The organism is Paenibacillus sp. FSL H8-0079 (genome assembly GCF_037991315.1).
Lineage (GTDB): Bacteria > Bacillota > Bacilli > Paenibacillales > Paenibacillaceae > Paenibacillus.
On record NZ_CP150300.1, the window covers coordinates 1,071,404 to 1,091,582 of the forward strand.

Sequence of the window (20,179 nt, forward strand, 5' to 3'; positions counted from 1 at the left end):
TTAGGTTTTTTTTGATTATATTTTTGCATCTAATACCTATACGGAGTCTTGAAGAGGAGTGGGGAAAGTTGAGTCACCAAACTTTAGCAAAAGAAATTGTTCAATTAATTGGCGGAGCACAGAATGTAAGCAGTGTTGTTCATTGTGCTACACGTTTACGTTTTACTCTGAAAGATAGAGAACAAGCAAACAAGCAATCTATTCAAGATTTGGATGGAGTGCTAAGCGTTGTGGAGAGTGGAGGACAGTTTCAAGTTGTTATTGGAGCTCATGTAGCAGATGTGTATAAAGAAGTTACCAAAGTGAGTACAGGATCTTCGTCCCCTGATGAGCTTCAGAAAGAGAGAAAATCAAAAGGGACGTTAACGAGCCAGATTTTTGATGTGATTTCACGTAGCTTTTCACCTCTATTAGGTGCACTCGCTGGTGCGGGAATGATTAAAGCCTTACTAACAGTGATAACAATGATGGGATTGTTATCTACAGAGAGTGGGGCATATTTTATACTTTCTGCAGCAGGAAATGCTGTCTTTTACTTTCTTCCTATTTTCCTAGGGATAACACTATCCATTAGACTTGGAGCAAATCCTTATGTTGGTGGAGCTATAGGTGCATCATTGTTAGAACCTAATTTCACTGGGTTAATGACACAAGCTGGAGATGTCTCTGACTTCTTTGGAATACCAGTTGTACTGATGAGTTATTCATCTACTGTATTCCCAGTATTTATCGCGGTATGTATATATGCAGTTTTAGAAACGCAATTGAAAAAGATCATTCATAAAGATCTACAAATGTTTTTTGTTCCAATGCTTTCGCTTGCAATTATTGTACCTCTTACTGTTTTGGTATTCGGACCGTTTGGAGTATATGTGGGAGATGGTATTGGAGCAGCAATTGGGTTTTTAAGTGAGAAAAGCGGTTTGTTGACGGGTCTTGTCATGGGCGGTACATGGACATTCTTAGTTATTTTTGGTCTACATTGGGGAATTGTTCCGATTATTTTAGCAAACCTTGCATCGGGTGGAGATCCGTTTGCAGCAATGACTGCAGGTGCAACCTTTGCTCAAATGGGGGTTGCATTGGGGATTTTCCTGAAAGCAAGAGATAAAAAAGTTAAAACACTTGCTGGATCTACAATATTACCAGGGCTACTAGCTGGCATAACTGAGCCATTTGTTTATGGCGTAATGCTACGTTTTAGACGTACAATTCTTTATATTGTAGCTGCAGGAGCAGTCGGTGGAGCTATAAATGGCTATTTAGGAGTTCAAATGCAGGTGTTCGCTTTCCACACTTTATTCGCGATTCCTGCGTTTTCACCAATGGTACTTTATATATTCGGTATTTCCATTTCTTTCTTTGGGGCTGCAATTATAACATACTTGTTTGGCTTTGAAGAAAAGAAGACAAAAGTGGACATAGAGAACAGCATTGTAGAAGTAGTACAACCTCTTGTGAAAACTCAAAAGGTCGTTAGCCCGTTAACAGGGATAGTCAAGTCATTGGCTGATGTAGAAGATGAGGCGTTTGCAACTGAGGCAATGGGGAAGGGAATTGCAATTGAGCCAACTGTTGGTCAAGCCGTTTCACCCGTAACTGGAGTTGTAACCACCGTTTTCCCTACAGGTCATGCAATTGGAATTACTTCGGATGAAGGAGCGGAAATCCTAATCCACATTGGAACAAATACGGTGAAATTAAAGGGGAAATATTTCACACAGATTGCTAAAGAGGGCGATCGGGTAAGCGAGGGTGACCTATTAGTTGAATTTGATATTGAGAAAATAAAAGAAGCCGGGTACCCAGTGACTACTCCGGTTATCATTACAAATACAGATCGTTACATTGAAGTTATCGGTACAGATAAAGAGGTTATTCAAGCAAAAGAATCATTGTTGACATTGATTGTTTAATAAGTCATATAATTTTGGAGGTTTTAGATATGAAACATAATCAACTCAAACCGTTCCCAGCAGACTTTCTCTGGGGGGGCTCAACATCTGCTTATCAAATCGAAGGAGCATGGAATGAGGATGGAAAAGGTCCGTCAGTTATTGATATGGCTAAAGGTCCCGAAGGGACAACTGATTTTAAGGTAGCCAGCGATCACTATCATCACTACAAAGAAGATATTGCATTACTAGCGGAGATGGGATTTAAGGCCTATCGCTTCTCCATTGCTTGGACTCGAATCTACCCGAATGGCGCGGGAGAACTAAACCAAAAGGGAATCGAATTTTACGATAATCTAATTAATGAAATCGAATCTCAGGGAATTGAACCGATTGTAACAATGTATCACTTTGATCTACCATATGCTTTGGAACAAAAGGGTGGTTGGTCAAATCGGGAAACCATCGATGCGTTTGAAGTCTATGCTAAAACTTTGTTTGAAAACTTCGGTGACCGAGTTAAGTATTGGTTGACAATTAATGAACAGAATATGATGATTCTTCATGGTGATGCGATTGGAACCGTGAATCCAAATCTCGAAAACCCTAAGAAAGACTTATATCAACAAAATCATCATATGCTTCTAGCTCAGGCAAAGGCCATGAGTTTATGCCATCAAATGTTGCCAAGCGCGAAAATTGGACCAGCGCCGAACATTGTGTCTATCTATCCGGATAGTTCCAATCCTGAAGATATTATGGCTGCTCAAAGTTATATGGCTATCCGTAATTGGTTGTATTTAGACATTGCTGTTTTTGGGCGCTACAATACTACTGCATGGAATTTCCTGGAAGAAAAAGGCTATACCCCTACAATTCTTGATGGAGATATGGAGGTTTTACAGAGTGGGAAGCCTGACTTTATCGCTTTCAACTATTATACTTCTCAAACTGTAGGAGCAAGCAAAGAGGATGGTACTGATGTAAATCACACCGGAGATCAACATATTACAATTGGTGAGCCAGGGATTTATAAAGGGGTAACTAATGCAAACTTGGAGAAGAATGAATTTGGCTGGGAAATTGACCCAATTGGATTCAGAAATACATTAAGAGAAATATATGACCGTTATAATCTTCCGCTTATTGTAACCGAAAATGGCTTAGGAGCTTTTGATAAGCTAGAGGAGGGGGACGTAGTCAATGATTCTTATCGAATTGAGTTTTTGCGCAAGCATATCGAGCAGATGCAGTTGGCTTTAACTGATGGAGTTGAAGTATTTGGCTTCTGTCCTTGGTCAGCGATTGATTTAATCAGTACACACCAAGGTTGCAGCAAGAGGTATGGTTTTATCTTTGTGAACCGTGGGGAATTTGATTTAAAAGACTTACGTCGTATCCGTAAGAATAGCTTCTACTGGTACAAAGAACTTATTGCTACGGGTGGAAAGAGTCTAAATTAACTGAATTTTAGAAGATATGGGGCATAAGAACGGTATTGTACCGAACTTATGCCTTCTTATTTTGACCCAATGTGCATGTGGAAATGCTTTTAATATAAGAGATACGATTTCTTTTAAGAGGCATACTCTGATGTATTCCTTTTCAAATAAAGGATGCTTACATGCCAGAGGAATGCCAACTTTAATCGTATTACTTATTATTTACTAGATACCTTAACCAAACACTGCCGTCGTTTAAAATTTGAGTTTCTTTAATTGTAAAAGTTACTGGTGCCGGTTGGTTATATATTTCATTAGCATCAAATAATGATTGTGTATCAGTTGAGCCATCAGCAGCCGGTGTCATCACAATACTTATTTCATCAATTAAGCCCTGTTGTAAGAAGGACCAGTTGAGTCCCCCACCACCTCCTAGGATAACTTGATCAACATGGAAATATTTTTGAATTTTTAACATCGCTTCTTCCAAGTCGAGAAAATCTTCACCAGCGATAATGTAAGAAATTTTTTTCCGTCGTAGGAAGTCTTTATATGCGTTATTTACTTTGCCAGTTATAATTTGAACTACATGTGCAGTCGTCTCATAATAAGTAATTTGATTCGTGTTCCATCCTAATTTTCCAGATGGATCAATTGAAAAATAATGCATCTCAGCGTTTTCTACAGCAATATAATCACCTTCGACTATCATTTCTGCATCCAAATTTAATTCGGGTTCTTGATAGTGTGTAAAATTATCTTCAGATGAAATTCGACCAGATAACCATCCTTTATGGCCATTAAAAATACGATTATTACCATAACCCAATTCGTAATAAGTCCTCATAGATGATTGCGCAGCTTCAGTTTCTAGATGAGGACCCACAATTTTACCATCCAATGACATGTGCATGTGACAAATGAGATATGGTCTCTTCATAAAATATCTCTCCATTTCAGATCAATTTAAATTTCAGATCAATTCAAAATCTTAAAGTCAGCCTACATATTAATTTCCGGGATTCTTAGTTCGCTTTATGCGATCGACTTGTGTGAGCTGGTCTCTTCATAAGATAATTTCTTGAAACGAGAAATGGAATAGCTAGTACTATCGAAATAATACCTACTAATAAAATATATTGTGTACCTAAGCCTGAAATAAATAATCCTCCAACAGCAGTACCAATCGTCGTTCCCAAGTTTGCAAATGTCACAAACAGTCCATTCGAAAAATCTGGAGCTTCTGAAGCCGCAGAAGTAATCAAGTACTGATTCATGTTATTTCCTAGTCCAGCTACAATTCCCCAAGCAAATGTAATGACAGCCATCGCGTAGGGAGAGTGTCCCATCAGGAATAATATGATGTATAAGAAACCAAGCACAAAAGGTAGAGAAATAACTGTCTTGGTAGCAGTTGTGGTTAATAACCTTCCTGCAAGATAGGTACCTATTATATTAGCTCCTCCGAATATGAGCAGCATTAAACTAGTTGATTGACCAGAGAGTTTAGTAATATTTTGCAAGTAATCAGTAAAGTAACTATATACTCCAAATATTGCTGAAGCTAATAATAGAGCAGAGGCAATAGACATCCAAACAGCACCTTTTTTCAAAACGCTTACCTGTTGTCCATAAGACATTTTTTTGGAAGCTGGCATTGAAGGGAAAAACACAAACGTTGCAATAAATACTACCGCACTCACAATTACAAAGAATAAAAGTGATGCTTGAAGTGATACTGTACTAGCAAGAAAACTTGCAATGGGCACACCAATTACCATGCCCGCTGAAACACCCATAAAAACTTTTGAAACAGCTCTTGGAGCTTCCTCTTTATTCACTAAACTAGCTGCTGTTGAAAAAGCTACAGCAAAATATACAGGATGAAAAATAGCTGGAATGATACGAGCAAGCATAGCTACCGTATAATTTGTTGTAAAGAGAGTAACTACATTCCCTAAAAGAAAAAGACCTAAGACCAACAACATGATCTTTCTACGATTCACACTTGAAAATAGTAAAGGCATTATTAAACCACATATTGCAATAGTAAGTGCAAATACACTGACAAGTAATCCTGCTTTTGATATACTCACACCAAGATGATCTGCCATATAAGGTAAGATTCCAATAATAGCAAATTCAGTATTCATAATACTGAAAACGCCAATACCCAATATGAGAATCAATAAATTATTTCGCTTGTTCAACAATTCCACTCCTTTATAATTCCTGTGTCAGTCTCAGTGCATACCAACTAACTAGGCTCAAAATAGTAGCCTAGTTAGTTTAGTTGGGGGCACAATAAAAAACACCAACTTAGAACCACAAACATGTATGCAATCAATGCAAACTAATTGCTGAGCTTTTTTGTAATTAAGTCAATTAGATTTACTGTTCAATTAGTATGGCCTACTGCAGTGCTTCTAACTTTATTAATCTGTAATTTATAATGATTCAAGCGCCTTTACGATTAGCGTTTCCCCACTAATCAAATCAAAAGCTTTGCCGATAGTTTGTTGATTTTCAAGTGACGCTATAATTGTTGAAGCAACATCACCACGTGAAATCTGCTTATGCTCAAGATCTTCTCCTGTTTGTATCTTTCCTGTCTCGGCATCATTAGTCAATTTCCCTGGACGGATAATTGTATAATTCATACCGCTTCTCTCTAACCAAATATCCGCGTAATACTTAGCCGCACTATAATGTTGTGAACTATCCATCCACTCCAAATGATTGTCATCATGCCATCTATGAACACCTATCCCACTCACCATGACAAAGCGTTCCACCCCGGCTTGTTGGGCAGCTTTAACTGACTTTATTGCTCCATCTAAATCAATTAACATAGTTTTATCAGCACCTGTGTGCCCGCCTGAACCTGCGGTGAAAACAACTGCGTCTGCTTCTTTCATTGCAATGGCAATGTCATCAATACTTCCTTCCAAATTAACGAGAACAGCTTTAACACCTTGTTTCTCGAAATTCTTCATTTGGTCCTCTTTCCGAACCATGGCAATTGCATCATGATGTGGTGATTCGTGCAGCTTTCTTACAAGATGTTGCCCTATTTGTCCATTTGCTCCTATAACAAGTACGTTCATATACACCCTCCGTTGTTCGTATTTACTTTTAGATCTGAACTGTGAGTCACTGATGACCAAATTCACCAAATCAAGAATCCTAAGCTTGTTTACTCAATAATGAGGGTAAGTGTCGAAAATGCTGATTCCTGTAGACAGAATCAGTATTTTCGACACTTAAATTTAGATATCTAGTGTGTTTACTTATGAATTAGATTTCCTTACCCTTGTTTTGTAGGGTAGATCGTAAATTCACTAACATTAACGTCCTCTGGTTGGTCAATCGCGAAAGCGACAACTCGTGCGATCGAATCTGGCGTAATACCAAACTCATCATACAATGGATTTAAAAACTTCAATGCTTCTTCATTCGTGACGCTACTTAGCAGTTCTGTACTTATGGCTGCTGGATAAAGAGTCGCGGTTCGAATGTTCGTGCCTTCTTGTGCTGACTCCATCCGAATAACTTCCATAAGATTGCGAACAGCAAACTTCGTAGCACCATATATTCCGGCATTAGGATAAGAATTTATTCCCGCAATACTTGATGTTGTAATAATTTGCCCTGAACGCTCTTTCGTGAATTCGGGCATGACTGCGGCTACACCGTACATAACCCCTTTTAAATTAATGTCAATTGTGTTTTCCCAGTCATCAATTGCAAGTGCTGAAACTGGAGAACTTGGCATAATGCCTGCATTTAAGAAAATCACATCAACTTTTCCGAATTCGGATTTTGCTAAATCCACCAAAGCTTGGTTATCCGCAGAAACAGTTACATCAGTGACGCGATATACAGCTTGACCACCATTCGCCTGGATCTCTTGGACCAGACTTCTTAAACGCTCCTCACGTCTTGCTCCAAGTACAACTTTTGCACCTTTTTGAGCTAACAGCTTAGCTGTTGCTTCTCCAATACCTGAACTTGCTCCTGTAATTACGACTACTTTATTTTCAATGGACATTTTTTTCGCATCCCTTCAAAATCAACTTCATAACTTCTTACCATAAATCTAAATATAAATAAGCAATCTAAAGTGGAAACATATTAGTTCAAGGATTAGCAGGAGGATGCTAATTTATACGAAATCCCCCCGCAGTTAAGGCTTAAAGCGATGATCTTATTTCAGATTTTCTGTGAAGAATTCTTCCAATTTAGCAAACGGGATCAAATCTGTTTTGTCGTAAAGATCCACGTGCCCAGCGTTAGGAATAATGTAAAGCTCTTTAGGTTCTGCTGCCAATTCATAAGCATCCTCACTAAACCAACGTGAGTGCGCATTTTCGCCCATAATAAACAGAATTGGTCGCGGTGAGATTGATTTAATGTACGTAAGCAGGGGGAAGTTCATAAATGACATACTGCTTGTTACAGTAAATTGAGTAATGGAATTGTGGTGATAGCCACGCGGCGTAGAATAAAACTCGCCAAACTCGCGACCAACAGGATCTGTATTTTCATCAAAACCAATAGGTGCTCCTCGATCAGTCAATGCTGGAGGGTTACCCTCAAATTCTGCGTAGCGTTGTTCGGCAATGGCATCCAACGTTTTGTTACGATCCTCTTCTGTAAGAGAGTCCATAAAGCCCTTACCTTGTGCACGTGATATATCATACATGCTAACCGTAGCAACAGCCTTAATGCGTCTATCGACTTGAGCTGCACTAATCGCAAAACCACCGCTACCACACATACCGATCACACCAATTTTATTTCTATCTACAAATGGGCGTGTACCCATATAATCAACACCTGCACTAAAGTCTTCTACGAACAAATCAGGAGACGAAAGATGTCTTGGTTCACCACCACTGTATCCGTTGTAGGATGGATCAAATGTAAGAGCGACGAAGCCACGCTCTGCCATGTTCTGAGCGTAGATACCCGAACCTTGCTCCTTAACGCCACCGTAAGGAGCACCAATAATAACCGCTGCATATTTCTTTGTTTCATCAAAATCTTTTGGCGCATACAGATCTGCTGCAATTGTAATACCAAAGCGATTTTGGTATGAAACGGATTTTCTTGTTACTTTATCGCTTAAATTAAAAATATAGTTTGACAAATGAATAACATCCCTTCATGTTTAAGTTAAGATACGTTTGATGTTTTCTCGACATCTGTTAATAATGTATAGTCTGTACACAAACAATTCAAGGTATGCTACTCGTTGATTTAATCAATTTTGATGTTTAAACGACAAATGAAAGTATATTGTCGACTATCTTGAGGAAGGTTTGGTGGTAAAGTGGTAAAAGTGGATCGAAGAATTATGAGAACCCAAGAAGCAATAAAGAAGGCGCTTCTTGAATTAATGTCAGAAAAAAGTTTTGATAGTATGACTATCCAAGATATTGCTGATAGAGCCAACATTAATCGTGCAACGATATATCTTCACTATTTGGATAAGTATGATTTATTGGATAAGATCATAGAAGAGCACGTTACAAATATGGCTAATCTCTGTGAGTTAGAACCGGAGTTGGATTGGATTGAATCGACAGTGCTTTGTATGGAATATCTAGAAAGAAATTATTTATTTTTCTCAACAATGTTGGCGAGCGAAGGAGCTACGTACTTTCGGAACCGATTTGTTCAGCACAATGTAGAAGAATTCAAAAAAGACGTAGATGTAAAAGTAGGTAAAAATCTTGGACAAAATGAGGATATTATTGCCGAATTTGTTGCAAATGCATACGTTGGTATTGTGGAATGGTGGATAAGAAACGAGATGCCTTACCCACCAAAGGAAATGGCTGAAAAAGTGGGAGATTTATTAGAAAGAATAATTTAGATAATTGATTAGAATAGAAGAAAAAGCCATGTAATCGATATGAAATGGAGAATAGAACTGCAATGAATTATCTATAGTTGACCCGTCCTTTTTATTTCTTCGGACGACCCAAACTGCGAGGCTTCATTGCTTGTTATTGTATTTGCGCTTGGAGTCAGAGAACCATTGGATTCGGAATTTGAACTCAATGAAGTAGACGTGCAGTCTGAAGCAATATCGGCTCTTGGCACATCCAGATGGCACACATTAACCGAAGGTTGAAAAATTATATGGAAAATGCCTCGCCTGAGGGTGCTTTATGTTTATGGACATCTTGATATGCTCGGTGCTTCAGTTGGGTAGGTGCATTTACGCTTGCTTTCGTTCAAGTTGCGCTCTGACAAGGCGAAGAGTGGTGGGGCTTTATTAATGTCACTTATTTTGCAAGAAAATATGTGCAAGATTCGACGCATAGCACGAGGCAGCAAGTTTTAAAATTGCTAAAAGGAAAAGGGCCATCCCAAGAGGCCATTACTTGACTTCTGGGACGACCCCTTTGAATTGCATGCTTATATCTTCAAAGTTAAAAAATTCAATAGTGATCGAAAGCTTAAGTGAAACAAATTATTCAATGGGAAAGAAGTCATAAGCTGCGTCGTTTGAAATCAAATTGAATTGTACCTCTGCATGAAGTAGCCATCAATTTTCTCCTCATACTCATCAGATTTTTTTGCGCTCTCGAGCGCTTCTTCACTCTGGACATTCAACTTAAACAATACAATTTGTGCGAACATTGTGTATCTCTTCTTTGTTATATTGAAAATGGAAAGGACGAAGTATCCAATTACATGCCTTTGAAATGAATGACTTCCTCAAGTGGTACTCTTGGCATGACTACTTGAGAATCCTTGTCTTCGAGTACTGGATATCCAAAGATAATACCAGCCACAATTTTTTTGTCATCGGGTATACCTAGGATCTCACGCTGGAACTTAGGATAAGAGATAGAAGTATATGCTGGAAGACTGCCGAGACCATGGGCTTCAATGGATAGCATCAGGAACCCGGAGAATATGCCAAGGTCATGCATGGACCATTCCGTTAAGGATGCATCTATAGTAAGAAAAGCAACGACTGGTGCGTCGAAAAATTGGAAATTGGCTTTCATTCTCTCTGCTTTGGCTTCATGATCCCCACGAGCAATTCCGAGTTGGCTGAAACGAGCTTCACCAGCTTGATTCATACGCTGTTGAAAGAGCTCCGGCCATTCCGTCGGCATAGGGATATCAGATTGGAAGGGTTTTCCGTCCTCGAAGGCCTTTAAATACTCACTCCGCAGTTCTTCAAGTCTCTCCCCAGTAGCGACATAGACTTCCCAAGGTTGGGTATTGCCCCAGGACGGCGCGTTAATCGCATCCTTAAAAATAGATTCCAGTGTTTCTCTATTGACCGGTTTATCTGCATGAAATTTACGTTTGGAATGACGGTTTTGAAAAATGGATTGTGACATTTATATTCCCCCATATGGTTATTTAAATGATTATTCGGGAAGAAGTGTTAGGCGCCTTAACATCTGCTTTACCTCTGTTCAAATCCAAGATTATATTATAGTATGATTCATTACAAGTACGCACAAGTTTGTGCTATAGGTACAAAAAGTATACTTTATCGAAGTGAAGGATTTGCTAAAATGAGTGAGGAACTGGATCATGTTTGTCAGCCATCATATGAATGTAAGATTCTAGTCACCCTTGAGGTCATCGGGGGAAAAGAACTAAAAAGACGAATTCCGGCTGTTACACAACATATGTTGACTATGCATTTTCCAGAATTAGAGAATGATGGAATTGTAATCTGCCATATATACCGTCAAATCCCACCCAAGGGAGACTATATCCTTACTTCATTCGGAGAATCGCTGAAGTCACTTGTTACTGAAATAACAATTCGGGATCGGAGTCAGCAGTAACTATTTTTATTTAGAGCTCTTTATTTATTTGGCCAGAGTATCTTAACCGTTGTGATATCATCAGCTATTTTGGTACCCAACTGATAATCCTCGCAACTGCATAGTCAACATACGTTGTTTAATAGACGGATTTTTCCTTTTTAGTTTATTGAAACGAAGGGTTCATTCATTAACTGGAACAGGATGCTTCCTTTCCACTTCCTCCACGGATGGTATCATATGTAGGGCATTTTTCTTTTAATTTTCGCAACTACTTTACTTTGTTAAAGTATACTTTTTGTACCTATAGCACAAACTTGTGCGTACTTGTAACAAATTACACTTTATTATACTCTTGGACTATAACCACCCGCTTCATGTCGGGGTTGCCGAACAATTAGACTCGTGGGCTGAAATGGTAATCACGCATTAACTAGTAGGTTTGAATTTCTTAACTTTGAATAGATTAGGAATCCATTCTTCAAAAGTCATTTAATGGCTGTTTGGGATGTTTGCCTACGATTAGGAAATAGTTAGTCTGGAGTCGGATTAGCGAAAGTCGAAGAGGGGCACCACAGTAGTATTAGTATCTAGTCAAAAAGAGAACATTTACGATACCATCCGATCCCATACGATCCCTCCAATTTTCGGAAGGATACGTCGTGGATCTACAGATAGAGGGGTCAATTCTCTTTTTTTCAACGACATTGGTAAATTTGATCATTTGGTCATTACAACTAATGAATCGTTATTTCATAACGACCGATTCGACCATTTATCATAATTTGTAATTCGTTTTACTACAACTTATAGGAGTGTTGGAACTATGGTTTATTTTGAATCCCCACAGGCAAAGGTAACATTGAACGAAGAAATTAAAGCTGTTGTTATGGAATTGAAGGGGTTCGTTCAGGGTGAACAGTACCGGACTCCCTTAGAAAAAGTGCTGGAACTATTGGAACAGAAGAAATATAATAAGATACTATTCGACAACATTAATAGTTCTGCAATTCCACCTGTCGACCAGAATTGGGTCAGTCAAGATTGGTTTCCGCGCGCTATTCAAAATGGTCTCAAATATAGTGCTTCAGTTACACCGGAAAAACCGGTCGCGAAGTCGAACATGAACCGAATACTATCGAATATGGATATACACCCTACTATTAAGCAGTTTAACAGCTTTGAAGAAGCGATGGAATGGCTGTCCGAAGTCAAATAATGTAACATTTTTTTACATTGATTCAATAATGAGTTTTCTGAAACGTCTTAGTTTATCCATAATGATTTTGCAATACTTGTGACTCTATCAGCATCATTCTGCAGATTAAAGAACTCTGGTCTAATTAGAACGATGAAATAGAAAAATTCGCTATTATCCCCTTTAAGACTATTTAGAGGGGATTTTTAGTGAGTGAAATACAAAAACAATTTTCCAGAAAATAAATGGTTGTCATTGAACCGAATTTCAAGGACGCTCCTTTGACCAACTGCTTAGCCACACGACGATTGTATTCAGCTGTTATTTGGTGGGGATATGAACGACGCGAAACCAGTGATGACCGGACACTTGGAGGACTCCATTTTCTCTTTGCCGATGAGGTTCGCGATCTGGACTTCCAAACGGCGCTTCAGCAACGAATGAGTTTATTTCTAGATATGACTCTAGCAAAACATAAGAAGAGCAAAACGTTTATTTTTTGTCAACTACTAGAATAGATATCTGGCTTATCCACTTATATCAAGGGTTGGTTTGAATATATGAGCTGCGAAAGTTAGTTAAAAATTTACCGACCAAAAGACTATAAAATATTCATTATATTAATGATTTTTACCGACAAAATAAAATAAAATTAACATCGATGAGAAATATAAGTGTATAAAGTGTTCTTACCGCAAAAGAAGTATCACACAGTGATGCTTTTTTTTGTATTGAAATGTCGATTTTTATGCATATAAATACATATAATCGAATATTTGGTTCATAATTTCGCCATGAATTAAAACAATTAGGTTGTTGAAAATGCCTTCTAACTTGTTATAATATAACCTAATGATATTGATAATCACTATCATTTGTTGTTTTGTTACTCAGCACTACAGTGAAAAGGGGTTAAGTTTATTCTCTAAATTTACGTCTGAGGAGGTATATAATTCTGAGTTTATCCAACACAGTACGCTGCGTGGGAATCCAAATTTTCTAAATCTAGGGGGATATAAATTAAATGAGAAAGTCTATTTCTTCAAAATTAATGTTTATCATGGTTGCAGCTTTAACTTTGGTGTTGGCAGCTTGTTCAAGTAATGAACCTGCTACGACGGATACTGCGAATACAGAGGCTACAACTTCCGATGCTGCTACTACAGCTACACCCACAACTGTTGAAATTACGGATGCTCATGGAACGGTAACTGTGCCTGTAAATCCAACGAAGGTCGTTGCGCTGGATAACAGAACATTTGAGACTCTGTCCACTTGGGGCGTCAAATTAGCAGCAGCGCCGAAGGATGTAATGCCTGCGGATTCACCATATGTGGCGGATGAATCGGTACAAAATATTGGAAATCATCGTGAACCAAACCTTGAACTATTGGCATCAATACAGCCTGACCTTGTCATTGTTGGTCAACGATTTGCTGGCTACTATGAAGACATCAAAAAATTAGTGCCTAATGCAGCAGTGATCGACCTTAATATTGAGCTTGAAGAAACAGCATCGCCTGGAGAAAACTTTGTTAATGGCCTTAAAGATGCAACAACTAATTTGGGAAAAGTTTTCGAGAAGCAAGAAGAAGCTGCCCAACTGATTGCTGATTTTGATAAAGCTATTGAAGAAGCTAAGGCTGCTTATAATGGTGAAGATAAAATTATGAGTGTTGTCGTTTCTGGTGGAAACATTGGTTTCTCGGCTCCTCTTACTGGACGTGTGTGGGGACCATTGTATGACATTTTCGGCTGGGTTCCGGCCCTAGAAGTGGACAAATCTTCTTCTGATCATCAAGGTGATGATATTTCTGTTGAAGCGATCGCCCAAAGCAATCCGGATTGGATTTACGTACTGGATCGGGATGCAGCTGTATCTGCTGAAGAAGGTGCCGTTCCGGCTCAGGACGTTATTGATAACTCACCTGCTCTGAAAAACACCACTGCTATTACTCAAAAACAAATCGTTTATGCTCCAAACGACACGTACACCAATGAATCCATCGAAACGTTCTTGGAGTTGATTAACAACCTTACGAAAGCTTTAGCTAAACAGTAAAAAGGAGTATGCTGCAGTGCAGAAAAATTTAATACCAAAATTAGCTGGGGTTGAGAATTCTCAACCCCAGCGTCATAATCCCAAAAAGCTATGGACTATACCTTTTATCATTGCGATTATAGCCACTATTATTTTAGGCATTACATCACTGCTTATTGGAGTCTATGACATACGAGGACAAGCGGATGGAATGGAGATGTTCTTCATTACTCGTGTCCCACGAACTGTTGCATTAATGCTTACCGGTGCCGCCATGGCAATGGCAGGACTGGTCATGCAGCTTATTACACAGAATCGCTTGGTGGAACCTACGACAACTGGAACAATGGAATGGTCAGGACTGGGGATCATGTTTATTTATCTGGTCTTTCCTGCTCCGAGCTTAACGCTAAGAATGACGGGTGCAATCATTTTTTCTTTTATAGGAACGATGATTTTTTTTATGTTTCTAAAGAAAGTTAAACTTCGTTCGTCTTTGGTTGTCCCCATTATTGGGATGATGCTTGGAGCAGTCATTTCTGCATTTTCAACTTTCGTGGGGCTTGTGTTCCAAATGACTCAAAATATCGAAAGCTGGTTTGCAGGCTCCTTCTCATCTGTGCAAATTGGCAGGTATGAATATTTATGGCTCATCGTATTGGTGACTATTCTTATATTTGTTTTTGCTGATCGGCTGACATTAGCCGGACTAGGGGAAGATGTCGCTACCAGTCTTGGCGTAAATTATGACAGGATCATTCTTTTGGGTACTGCGCTTATTTCACTAGCCGTTGGAATCGTTGCAGCGGTCATTGGGAACTTGCCTTTTCTAGGGTTAATTGTCCCCAATATTGTTTCCATGTTTAGGGGTGACGATCTCAGGAGCAATTTACCATGGGTGTGCTTATTAGGGATGGGCAGTATCATTGTGTGTGATATCCTGTCTCGTGTCATTATTATGCCTTTTGAAATACCTGTCTCGATGATCCTTGGAACAGTGGGAGCCGTCGTATTCATTGTCATTTTGTTAAGACAAAGGCGGTCAACAAGGAGGGTAAGATGAGCGACTTAGCAAGTAGAAATCCACTGAATATCGAAATCGATTCTAGCCGTCGTCTTAAAAAAAGATCAGCTAGAGCCTTCCGTACCAAGAAAGAAGAAAAGCGCTATTGGATTTTGCTGATAACATTGATTGTTCTGGGCGTTTTTGCATCAGTTGGACTACTGGTTTATAACAATCCGGTCCCGGTATCGTCTCCTTCATTTATACCTGTTGTTACAAGAAGGGTAGTCGCTCTGGTTTCAATGCTGATCGCTGCAATCTGCCAAAGTTTATCCACGGTTGCTTTTCAATCGATTACGAATAACAGAATTATAACTCCGTCTCTTTTAGGTTTTGATGCTATTTATTCAACCATTCATACGAGTACTATATTTTTCCTTGGTGCTACGGTATTTGTGAATTTTAGCGGTGTCGATTCCTTCTTATATCAAGTTGCCGCAATGGTCATCATGTGTTTGATTCTTTATGGATGGCTGCTTTCCGGAAAATACGGCAATTTACAACTTCTGCTTCTGGTCGGCATTATCATTGGGACCGGGCTGAGATCCGTATCTTCATTTATGAGAAGACTTCTTGCACCGTCCGAGTTTGATATTTTACAGGCAAGAATGTTTGCTTCCGTGAATAATGCGGATTCTGCCTATTTCCCGATTGCGATTCCTATCGTCATCATTGCAGCAATTCTGCTGCTTGCTAATGCCAAGAGGTTAAATGTATTGTCGCTGGGTAAGGATGTCTCGACTTCCTTGGGAACTAAACATCAAAGTAGTGTGATTTATACGCTGGTCCTGGTTTCCATTTTGATGGCCATTTCGACGGCTTTGGTTGGGCCACTTACATTCTATGGATTTTTAGTTGCGATTTTGAGTTATCAGGCCGCGCAAACCTATGATCACAGATATGTTTTCCCAATGGCTCTTGCGATAGGGTTTGTGATCTTAACCGGTGCATACTTTATAATGAATCATGTTTTCAATGCCCAAGGTGTTGTTTCCATTATTATAGAATTGGTTGGCGGACTAACATTTTTAATTGTGATTTTAAGGAAGGGTTCTTTATGATACAGATCAATAATGTCAAAAAAACCTATGCAGCCGAGGTAGAGATAGGCCCTTTGAATATTCATATACCCAAAGCCGGTCTTACTTCATTGATTGGACCCAACGGTGCGGGGAAGTCGACGACACTTCTGATGATCGGAAGACTTTTGGATTTGGACGAAGGTCAGATCAAGGTTGCCAATATGGATGTTTCCACATCCAAATCAAGGGATCTGGCCAAGATTATAACGGTTTTACGACAAGAAAATCATTTTGTCACAAGGCTTACCGTTAGACAACTGGCTGGATTCGGACGGTTTCCTTATTCTAAGGGAAGATTAACGGATGAGGATGAAGCTATTATTTCTAAATATATTGATTTTCTAGACTTAACTGCTCTTGAAAATAGATATCTAGATGAGCTTTCTGGTGGTCAGAGGCAAAGAGCTTATGTCGCCATGGTTTTGTGTCAGGAGACGGAATATGTACTTTTGGACGAGCCTCTGAACAATCTGGATGTTGCTCGTTCTGTTCGGATGATGGAGCATTTGAGATATGCCGCTAATGAATTCGGTAGAACCATTCTGACGGTTATGCATGATATCAATTTTGCTGCCAAATATTCGGATCGAATATGTGCTATGAAAGATGGTCAAATCGCCGCTTTTGGAACCGTAGAAGAAGTGATGGACCCCGAAATTTTAACAGATATTTTTGAAACGAAAATTGAAATTATCGATGGTCCATATGGACCGATAGCGATCTATTAGCTACAAGGTTTAATGAAAAGTTGTTTGTTAAAATGGTTTTCAGAAAGCAGAGTGATTAATCACTCTGCTTTTTTTTATTAAAGTCGAACAAGACAGTTTGAAAGTTTATCTTAAAAACATCATAGAACGATAAGCCTTTACCAGAAGCATCTTCCTGCATACGTTCCTTTCTCGATTAATAGCTATTTTCGCTCACAGAGTAGTCTTTTGGATATGAAAAAGGGATACTCTATACCATAAATTGGCTTGAAGGTTCCAGATAGTGTAATCTGGAGATTATGAAAACCCATTTGAACGAGAAGGGATCGGGATGATTCAATGACGCAAAAAATCTATTATGACTCTGCTTATACAAGAGAGTGGCATACAACGATTACAGGCAGAGTGGACAAGGAAGATGGCGTATATGTCACGCTGGCGGAGACTGCTTTTTACCCGCATGGGGGCGGACAGCCTTGTGATCTGGGACAAATTGGCGGCTTTGCTGTTCTAGATGTGAACATCGAAGATGGTGAAGTATGGCATAAGCTGGAACGCGCCCCTGAACAGACTGAGGTACATTGTGAGATTGACTGGGAACGCAGATTCGATCATATGCAGCAGCATACGGGCCAGCATTTGTTATCGGCAATCACACTGAAGCTGACTGAAGCGATGACGCTCAGTTTCCATCTTGGAACGGAGTATGACACGATTGATGTGGCTGCGGCTGAACTGGGAGCGGATCAATTGACTGCTATTGAACAAGAAGTGAATCGCCAGATCTATCGTAACGCTCGTATCAACACTTCATGGGTTACAGCAGAAGAGGCGGCACAATTACCACTGGTAAAGCAGCCTACGGTAACGGAAGACATTCGCATCGTCGAGATCGAGGGTGTGGAGTATAACGCCTGCGGCGGAACGCATGTGTCGGCAACAGGTGAGATCGGCATCATCAAACTGTTGAAAACCGAAAAAGTGAAGGGCGGCACCCGCATTTATTTCAAATGTGGAACAAGAGCCCTGAATGAATTCACATCCACACAAAACGTACTCAATAGCATCATGGTTAAATTAAAGACCAGTAAGGACGAGTTACTGGAGCGCATTGAGAAAATGGAGCTGGAGCAAAAACAGCTGCAAACCGAGCTGAATGCAGTGAAAACAACCAATGATGCCTATTATGCGGAGGAACTTCTGGCTGCTCGGCAAGGGCTGGTGATTGCTCAGGTCTTTGAAGACAAATCGCTCAAGGATATGCAGAGCCTGGCAACTAAGCTGACGGCAGACCATGAGGGGCTTGTACTGTTCGTCAGCATCTCGGAGGCCAAAGTCGTTCTAGCACAGAACGGACAGCCGTCCGAATGGGCTTGTGGACCGTTCTTCAAAGGCAATCTTGGAGCATACCAAGGCAAAGGTGGAGGTAGTGAAAAGATGGCTCAGGCAGGCTTTGCCAGCAGTGAAGATGCGCTCGCCTTTTATGAATTCACCAAGGACCAATTGGGACATCACTGATGTATGTTTTCCAATATAGGATCGGCAGCATTTAAATATGGAGTAAGGGACAAGCACGTCACGTTGTGGCGTGTTTTTCATGGCATGATGAAGCGAGCAGATAGCAGAGAGGGTGGAGGGATGACAGAACGAATTCCGTGTATACGGGAAGGGTGTGCAAATACCATTTTACCAGCAACAGCGTTGAAAACGGGTGGTTATTGCATGCCTTGCAAACAGGAGATGGAGCGTGAGGAGCGCCAGAGATACATTGAAACACATCGGCGTGATGTGAACTTGTATGCGGGTATCACAGACCCGGTCGAAATTTTGAAAATCATGCACGAACCTCAGGTTCGCGATCCACTAATTCGTTATGTGCCATATGAACAATCCAAGGAACAGGTATATCTGTCGTTGGCTGCGGAGCAGCAGGATGTGATGAAGGACTATGCGATGCAACGGATTCGTACAGGCGATGAGGATGCCGGCAAAGACATCCTGTTATACCTCGTCTGCTACCATGATACATCATTGACCGCCGAAATCCCGGAGCTGCTGGAACAGGAGATCTATTATCCTGTCATTTTGTATAAAAGTGCCTCCGCGGCAGTGCGAGATCATCTCTTGCAGCAGGTGAACACCGATGATGAGAATCGTAACCATATTTTGCTCATGCTGGCCTATATCGGGGATGATGTTGTTGTGCAGCAGTTCCAGCAGTGGAGACAGTCTCCGCCATCATGGACGAGTGAGTTGTACGTGGCACCAGAGCATTACACGACTGAAGCTGGTTGGGAGCTCACGAAAGACGGACAGCGCAGGGAATTATTCATCACCCCAAGTTATTCACTCTATAAAGTAAAAGAGAATGAAGGAACTAGCGTGGAAGTATCCAGAGATTCATTCTCGTTGCTGACTCCGAGCGCCAATTGCTGTCCATGGTGTGGTAGTGAGTTTACCACCTTAATTAGTCTTGATGTGAAGCATCCAGCTCTGCAGGACGTTTCTTGGCATGCCCAGCAACTTCACATTCAGACATGCGTAATATGCAGCAGTTACGGTGTAGTTTACATGGAGGTGGACGCAGTAGGGGAACCGTTATGGAGTTCACATAATGTCATGCCTTTGGGAGCGGATGAGATTGATCCGGACGACTATGTAAAACTTGCACAGGATGTTGGCCGGCAGTTTCGCATTGCGACTGTATCACGTCGTGCATTCCATGCCAGTGAGTGGGCGATGGAGCCATCGTTATCTCAGATCGGGGGCCATCCGGGATGGGTTCAGGATGCCGATTATCCAACATGTCCACGCTGTTCCACGAGAATGAAGGCTGTCGCACAACTGGATTGGGGCGAGGTTGAGGAGCATGGTGAGGGCATGTATTATATGTTCATATGTGAACCGTGCCAGATGACAGCTGTAACCTATCAGCAATCTTGA

The 20,179-nt window shown here is 40.3% G+C and carries 16 protein-coding genes and 1 pseudogene; 10 read left to right on the plus strand and 7 right to left on the minus strand.

The features are described from left to right. Positions 1–68: 68 nt before the first annotated feature. Both MHI06_RS04695 and MHI06_RS04700 read left to right on the plus strand, forming a co-directional pair. Positions 69–1,916 (plus strand): beta-glucoside-specific PTS transporter subunit IIABC, encoded by a 1,848-nt coding sequence (locus MHI06_RS04695; protein WP_340400633.1) that lies wholly within the window; start codon positions 69–71, stop codon positions 1,914–1,916. A 29-nt stretch (positions 1,917–1,945) separates the two neighbouring features. Then, positions 1,946–3,358, plus strand: a complete 1,413-nt coding sequence (locus tag MHI06_RS04700; RefSeq protein ID WP_340400634.1) for a glycoside hydrolase family 1 protein — start codon at positions 1,946–1,948, stop codon at positions 3,356–3,358. 190 nt (positions 3,359–3,548) lie between these two features. Here the strand turns inward: MHI06_RS04700 and MHI06_RS04705 are convergent, their stop codons facing one another. The 5 genes from MHI06_RS04705 to MHI06_RS04725 form a co-directional block, all read right to left on the minus strand. After that, positions 3,549–4,277, minus strand: coding sequence for a RibD family protein (locus MHI06_RS04705; protein WP_340400635.1), 729 nt, complete (start codon positions 4,275–4,277; stop codon positions 3,549–3,551). Positions 4,278–4,362: 85 nt separating this feature from the next. Continuing rightward, on the minus strand, positions 4,363–5,547 hold the full coding sequence (locus tag MHI06_RS04710; RefSeq protein ID WP_340400636.1) for an MFS transporter: 1,185 nt from the start codon (positions 5,545–5,547) through the stop codon (positions 4,363–4,365). A gap of 237 nt (positions 5,548–5,784) precedes the next feature. Next, positions 5,785–6,444 carry an SDR family oxidoreductase gene (locus tag MHI06_RS04715; protein WP_340400637.1) on the minus strand — a complete coding sequence of 220 codons (660 nt, stop codon included), beginning with the start codon at positions 6,442–6,444 and terminating at the stop codon, positions 5,785–5,787. A gap of 200 nt (positions 6,445–6,644) precedes the next feature. After that, positions 6,645–7,388 carry an SDR family oxidoreductase gene (locus MHI06_RS04720; RefSeq protein ID WP_340400638.1) on the minus strand — a complete coding sequence of 248 codons (744 nt, stop codon included), beginning with the start codon at positions 7,386–7,388 and terminating at the stop codon, positions 6,645–6,647. 156 nt (positions 7,389–7,544) lie between these two features. After that, on the minus strand, positions 7,545–8,489 hold the full coding sequence (locus MHI06_RS04725; RefSeq protein WP_340400639.1) for an alpha/beta hydrolase: 945 nt from the start codon (positions 8,487–8,489) through the stop codon (positions 7,545–7,547). A 183-nt stretch (positions 8,490–8,672) separates the two neighbouring features. Between MHI06_RS04725 and MHI06_RS04730 the strand changes: the two genes are divergently transcribed. Further along, the gene (locus MHI06_RS04730; RefSeq protein ID WP_340400640.1) at positions 8,673–9,218 is read left to right on the plus strand and encodes a TetR/AcrR family transcriptional regulator; all 546 of its coding nucleotides are present in this window, start codon (positions 8,673–8,675) and stop codon (positions 9,216–9,218) included. Positions 9,219–10,041: 823 nt separating this feature from the next. Here MHI06_RS04730 and MHI06_RS04735 read toward each other — a convergent pair. Together MHI06_RS04735 and MHI06_RS04740 are read right to left on the minus strand one after the other, a co-directional pair. Next, positions 10,042–10,707: a nitroreductase gene (locus MHI06_RS04735; RefSeq protein ID WP_340400641.1), complete on the minus strand. Its 666-nt coding sequence runs from the start codon at positions 10,705–10,707 to the stop codon at positions 10,042–10,044. Positions 10,708–11,250: 543 nt separating this feature from the next. Next, positions 11,251–11,366 (minus strand): annotated as a pseudogene (locus MHI06_RS04740) (winged helix-turn-helix transcriptional regulator); the annotation flags it as partial. 605 nt (positions 11,367–11,971) lie between these two features. On the opposite strand from MHI06_RS04740, the gene MHI06_RS04745 reads away from it, so the two are divergent. From MHI06_RS04745 to MHI06_RS04775, 7 genes are all read left to right on the plus strand, one after another. Beyond that, positions 11,972–12,364, plus strand: coding sequence for a hypothetical protein (locus tag MHI06_RS04745; RefSeq protein ID WP_340400642.1), 393 nt, complete (start codon positions 11,972–11,974; stop codon positions 12,362–12,364). 1,003 nt (positions 12,365–13,367) lie between these two features. Continuing rightward, a complete protein-coding gene (locus MHI06_RS04750; protein ID WP_340400643.1) occupies positions 13,368–14,405 on the plus strand; it encodes a siderophore ABC transporter substrate-binding protein in 1,038 nt (345 codons plus the stop codon). A 16-nt stretch (positions 14,406–14,421) separates the two neighbouring features. Continuing rightward, a complete protein-coding gene (locus MHI06_RS04755) occupies positions 14,422–15,447 on the plus strand; it encodes an iron chelate uptake ABC transporter family permease subunit (protein WP_076213211.1) in 1,026 nt (341 codons plus the stop codon). Continuing rightward, positions 15,444–16,508, plus strand: a complete 1,065-nt coding sequence (locus tag MHI06_RS04760; RefSeq protein WP_340400644.1) for an iron chelate uptake ABC transporter family permease subunit — start codon at positions 15,444–15,446, stop codon at positions 16,506–16,508. Before MHI06_RS04755 ends, MHI06_RS04760 begins: the two co-directional genes overlap by 4 nt. After that, positions 16,505–17,257 (plus strand): ATP-binding cassette domain-containing protein, encoded by a 753-nt coding sequence (locus MHI06_RS04765; protein ID WP_339182181.1) that lies wholly within the window; start codon positions 16,505–16,507, stop codon positions 17,255–17,257. The genes MHI06_RS04760 and MHI06_RS04765 overlap by 4 nt, the downstream gene beginning before the upstream one ends. Before the next feature lie 318 nt (positions 17,258–17,575). Next, entirely contained in the window at positions 17,576–18,754 is a 1,179-nt protein-coding gene (locus MHI06_RS04770; protein ID WP_340400645.1) for an alanyl-tRNA editing protein, read from the plus strand. A 204-nt stretch (positions 18,755–18,958) separates the two neighbouring features. Continuing rightward, on the plus strand, positions 18,959–20,179 hold the full coding sequence (locus MHI06_RS04775; protein WP_340400646.1) for a DUF1963 domain-containing protein: 1,221 nt from the start codon (positions 18,959–18,961) through the stop codon (positions 20,177–20,179).

What these genes read in the sequence shown, in the direction of transcription:
- MHI06_RS04700 (WP_340400634.1), top strand. Translation starts at nt 1,946, where the DNA reads ATGAAACATAATCAACTCAAACCGTTCCCAGCAGACTTTCTCTGGGGG.
- MHI06_RS04705 (WP_340400635.1), bottom strand. Translation starts at nt 4,277, where the DNA reads ATGAAGAGACCATATCTCATTTGTCACATGCACATGTCATTGGATGGT.
- MHI06_RS04715 (WP_340400637.1), bottom strand. Translation starts at nt 6,444, where the DNA reads ATGAACGTACTTGTTATAGGAGCAAATGGACAAATAGGGCAACATCTT.
- MHI06_RS04720 (WP_340400638.1), bottom strand. Translation starts at nt 7,388, where the DNA reads ATGTCCATTGAAAATAAAGTAGTCGTAATTACAGGAGCAAGTTCAGGT.
- MHI06_RS04735 (WP_340400641.1), bottom strand. Translation starts at nt 10,707, where the DNA reads ATGTCACAATCCATTTTTCAAAACCGTCATTCCAAACGTAAATTTCAT.
- MHI06_RS04745 (WP_340400642.1), top strand. Translation starts at nt 11,972, where the DNA reads ATGGTTTATTTTGAATCCCCACAGGCAAAGGTAACATTGAACGAAGAA.
- MHI06_RS04750 (WP_340400643.1), top strand. Translation starts at nt 13,368, where the DNA reads ATGAGAAAGTCTATTTCTTCAAAATTAATGTTTATCATGGTTGCAGCT.
- MHI06_RS04760 (WP_340400644.1), top strand. Translation starts at nt 15,444, where the DNA reads ATGAGCGACTTAGCAAGTAGAAATCCACTGAATATCGAAATCGATTCT.
- MHI06_RS04765 (WP_339182181.1), top strand. Translation starts at nt 16,505, where the DNA reads ATGATACAGATCAATAATGTCAAAAAAACCTATGCAGCCGAGGTAGAG.
- MHI06_RS04770 (WP_340400645.1), top strand. Translation starts at nt 17,576, where the DNA reads ATGACGCAAAAAATCTATTATGACTCTGCTTATACAAGAGAGTGGCAT.
- MHI06_RS04775 (WP_340400646.1), top strand. Translation starts at nt 18,959, where the DNA reads ATGCCTTGCAAACAGGAGATGGAGCGTGAGGAGCGCCAGAGATACATT.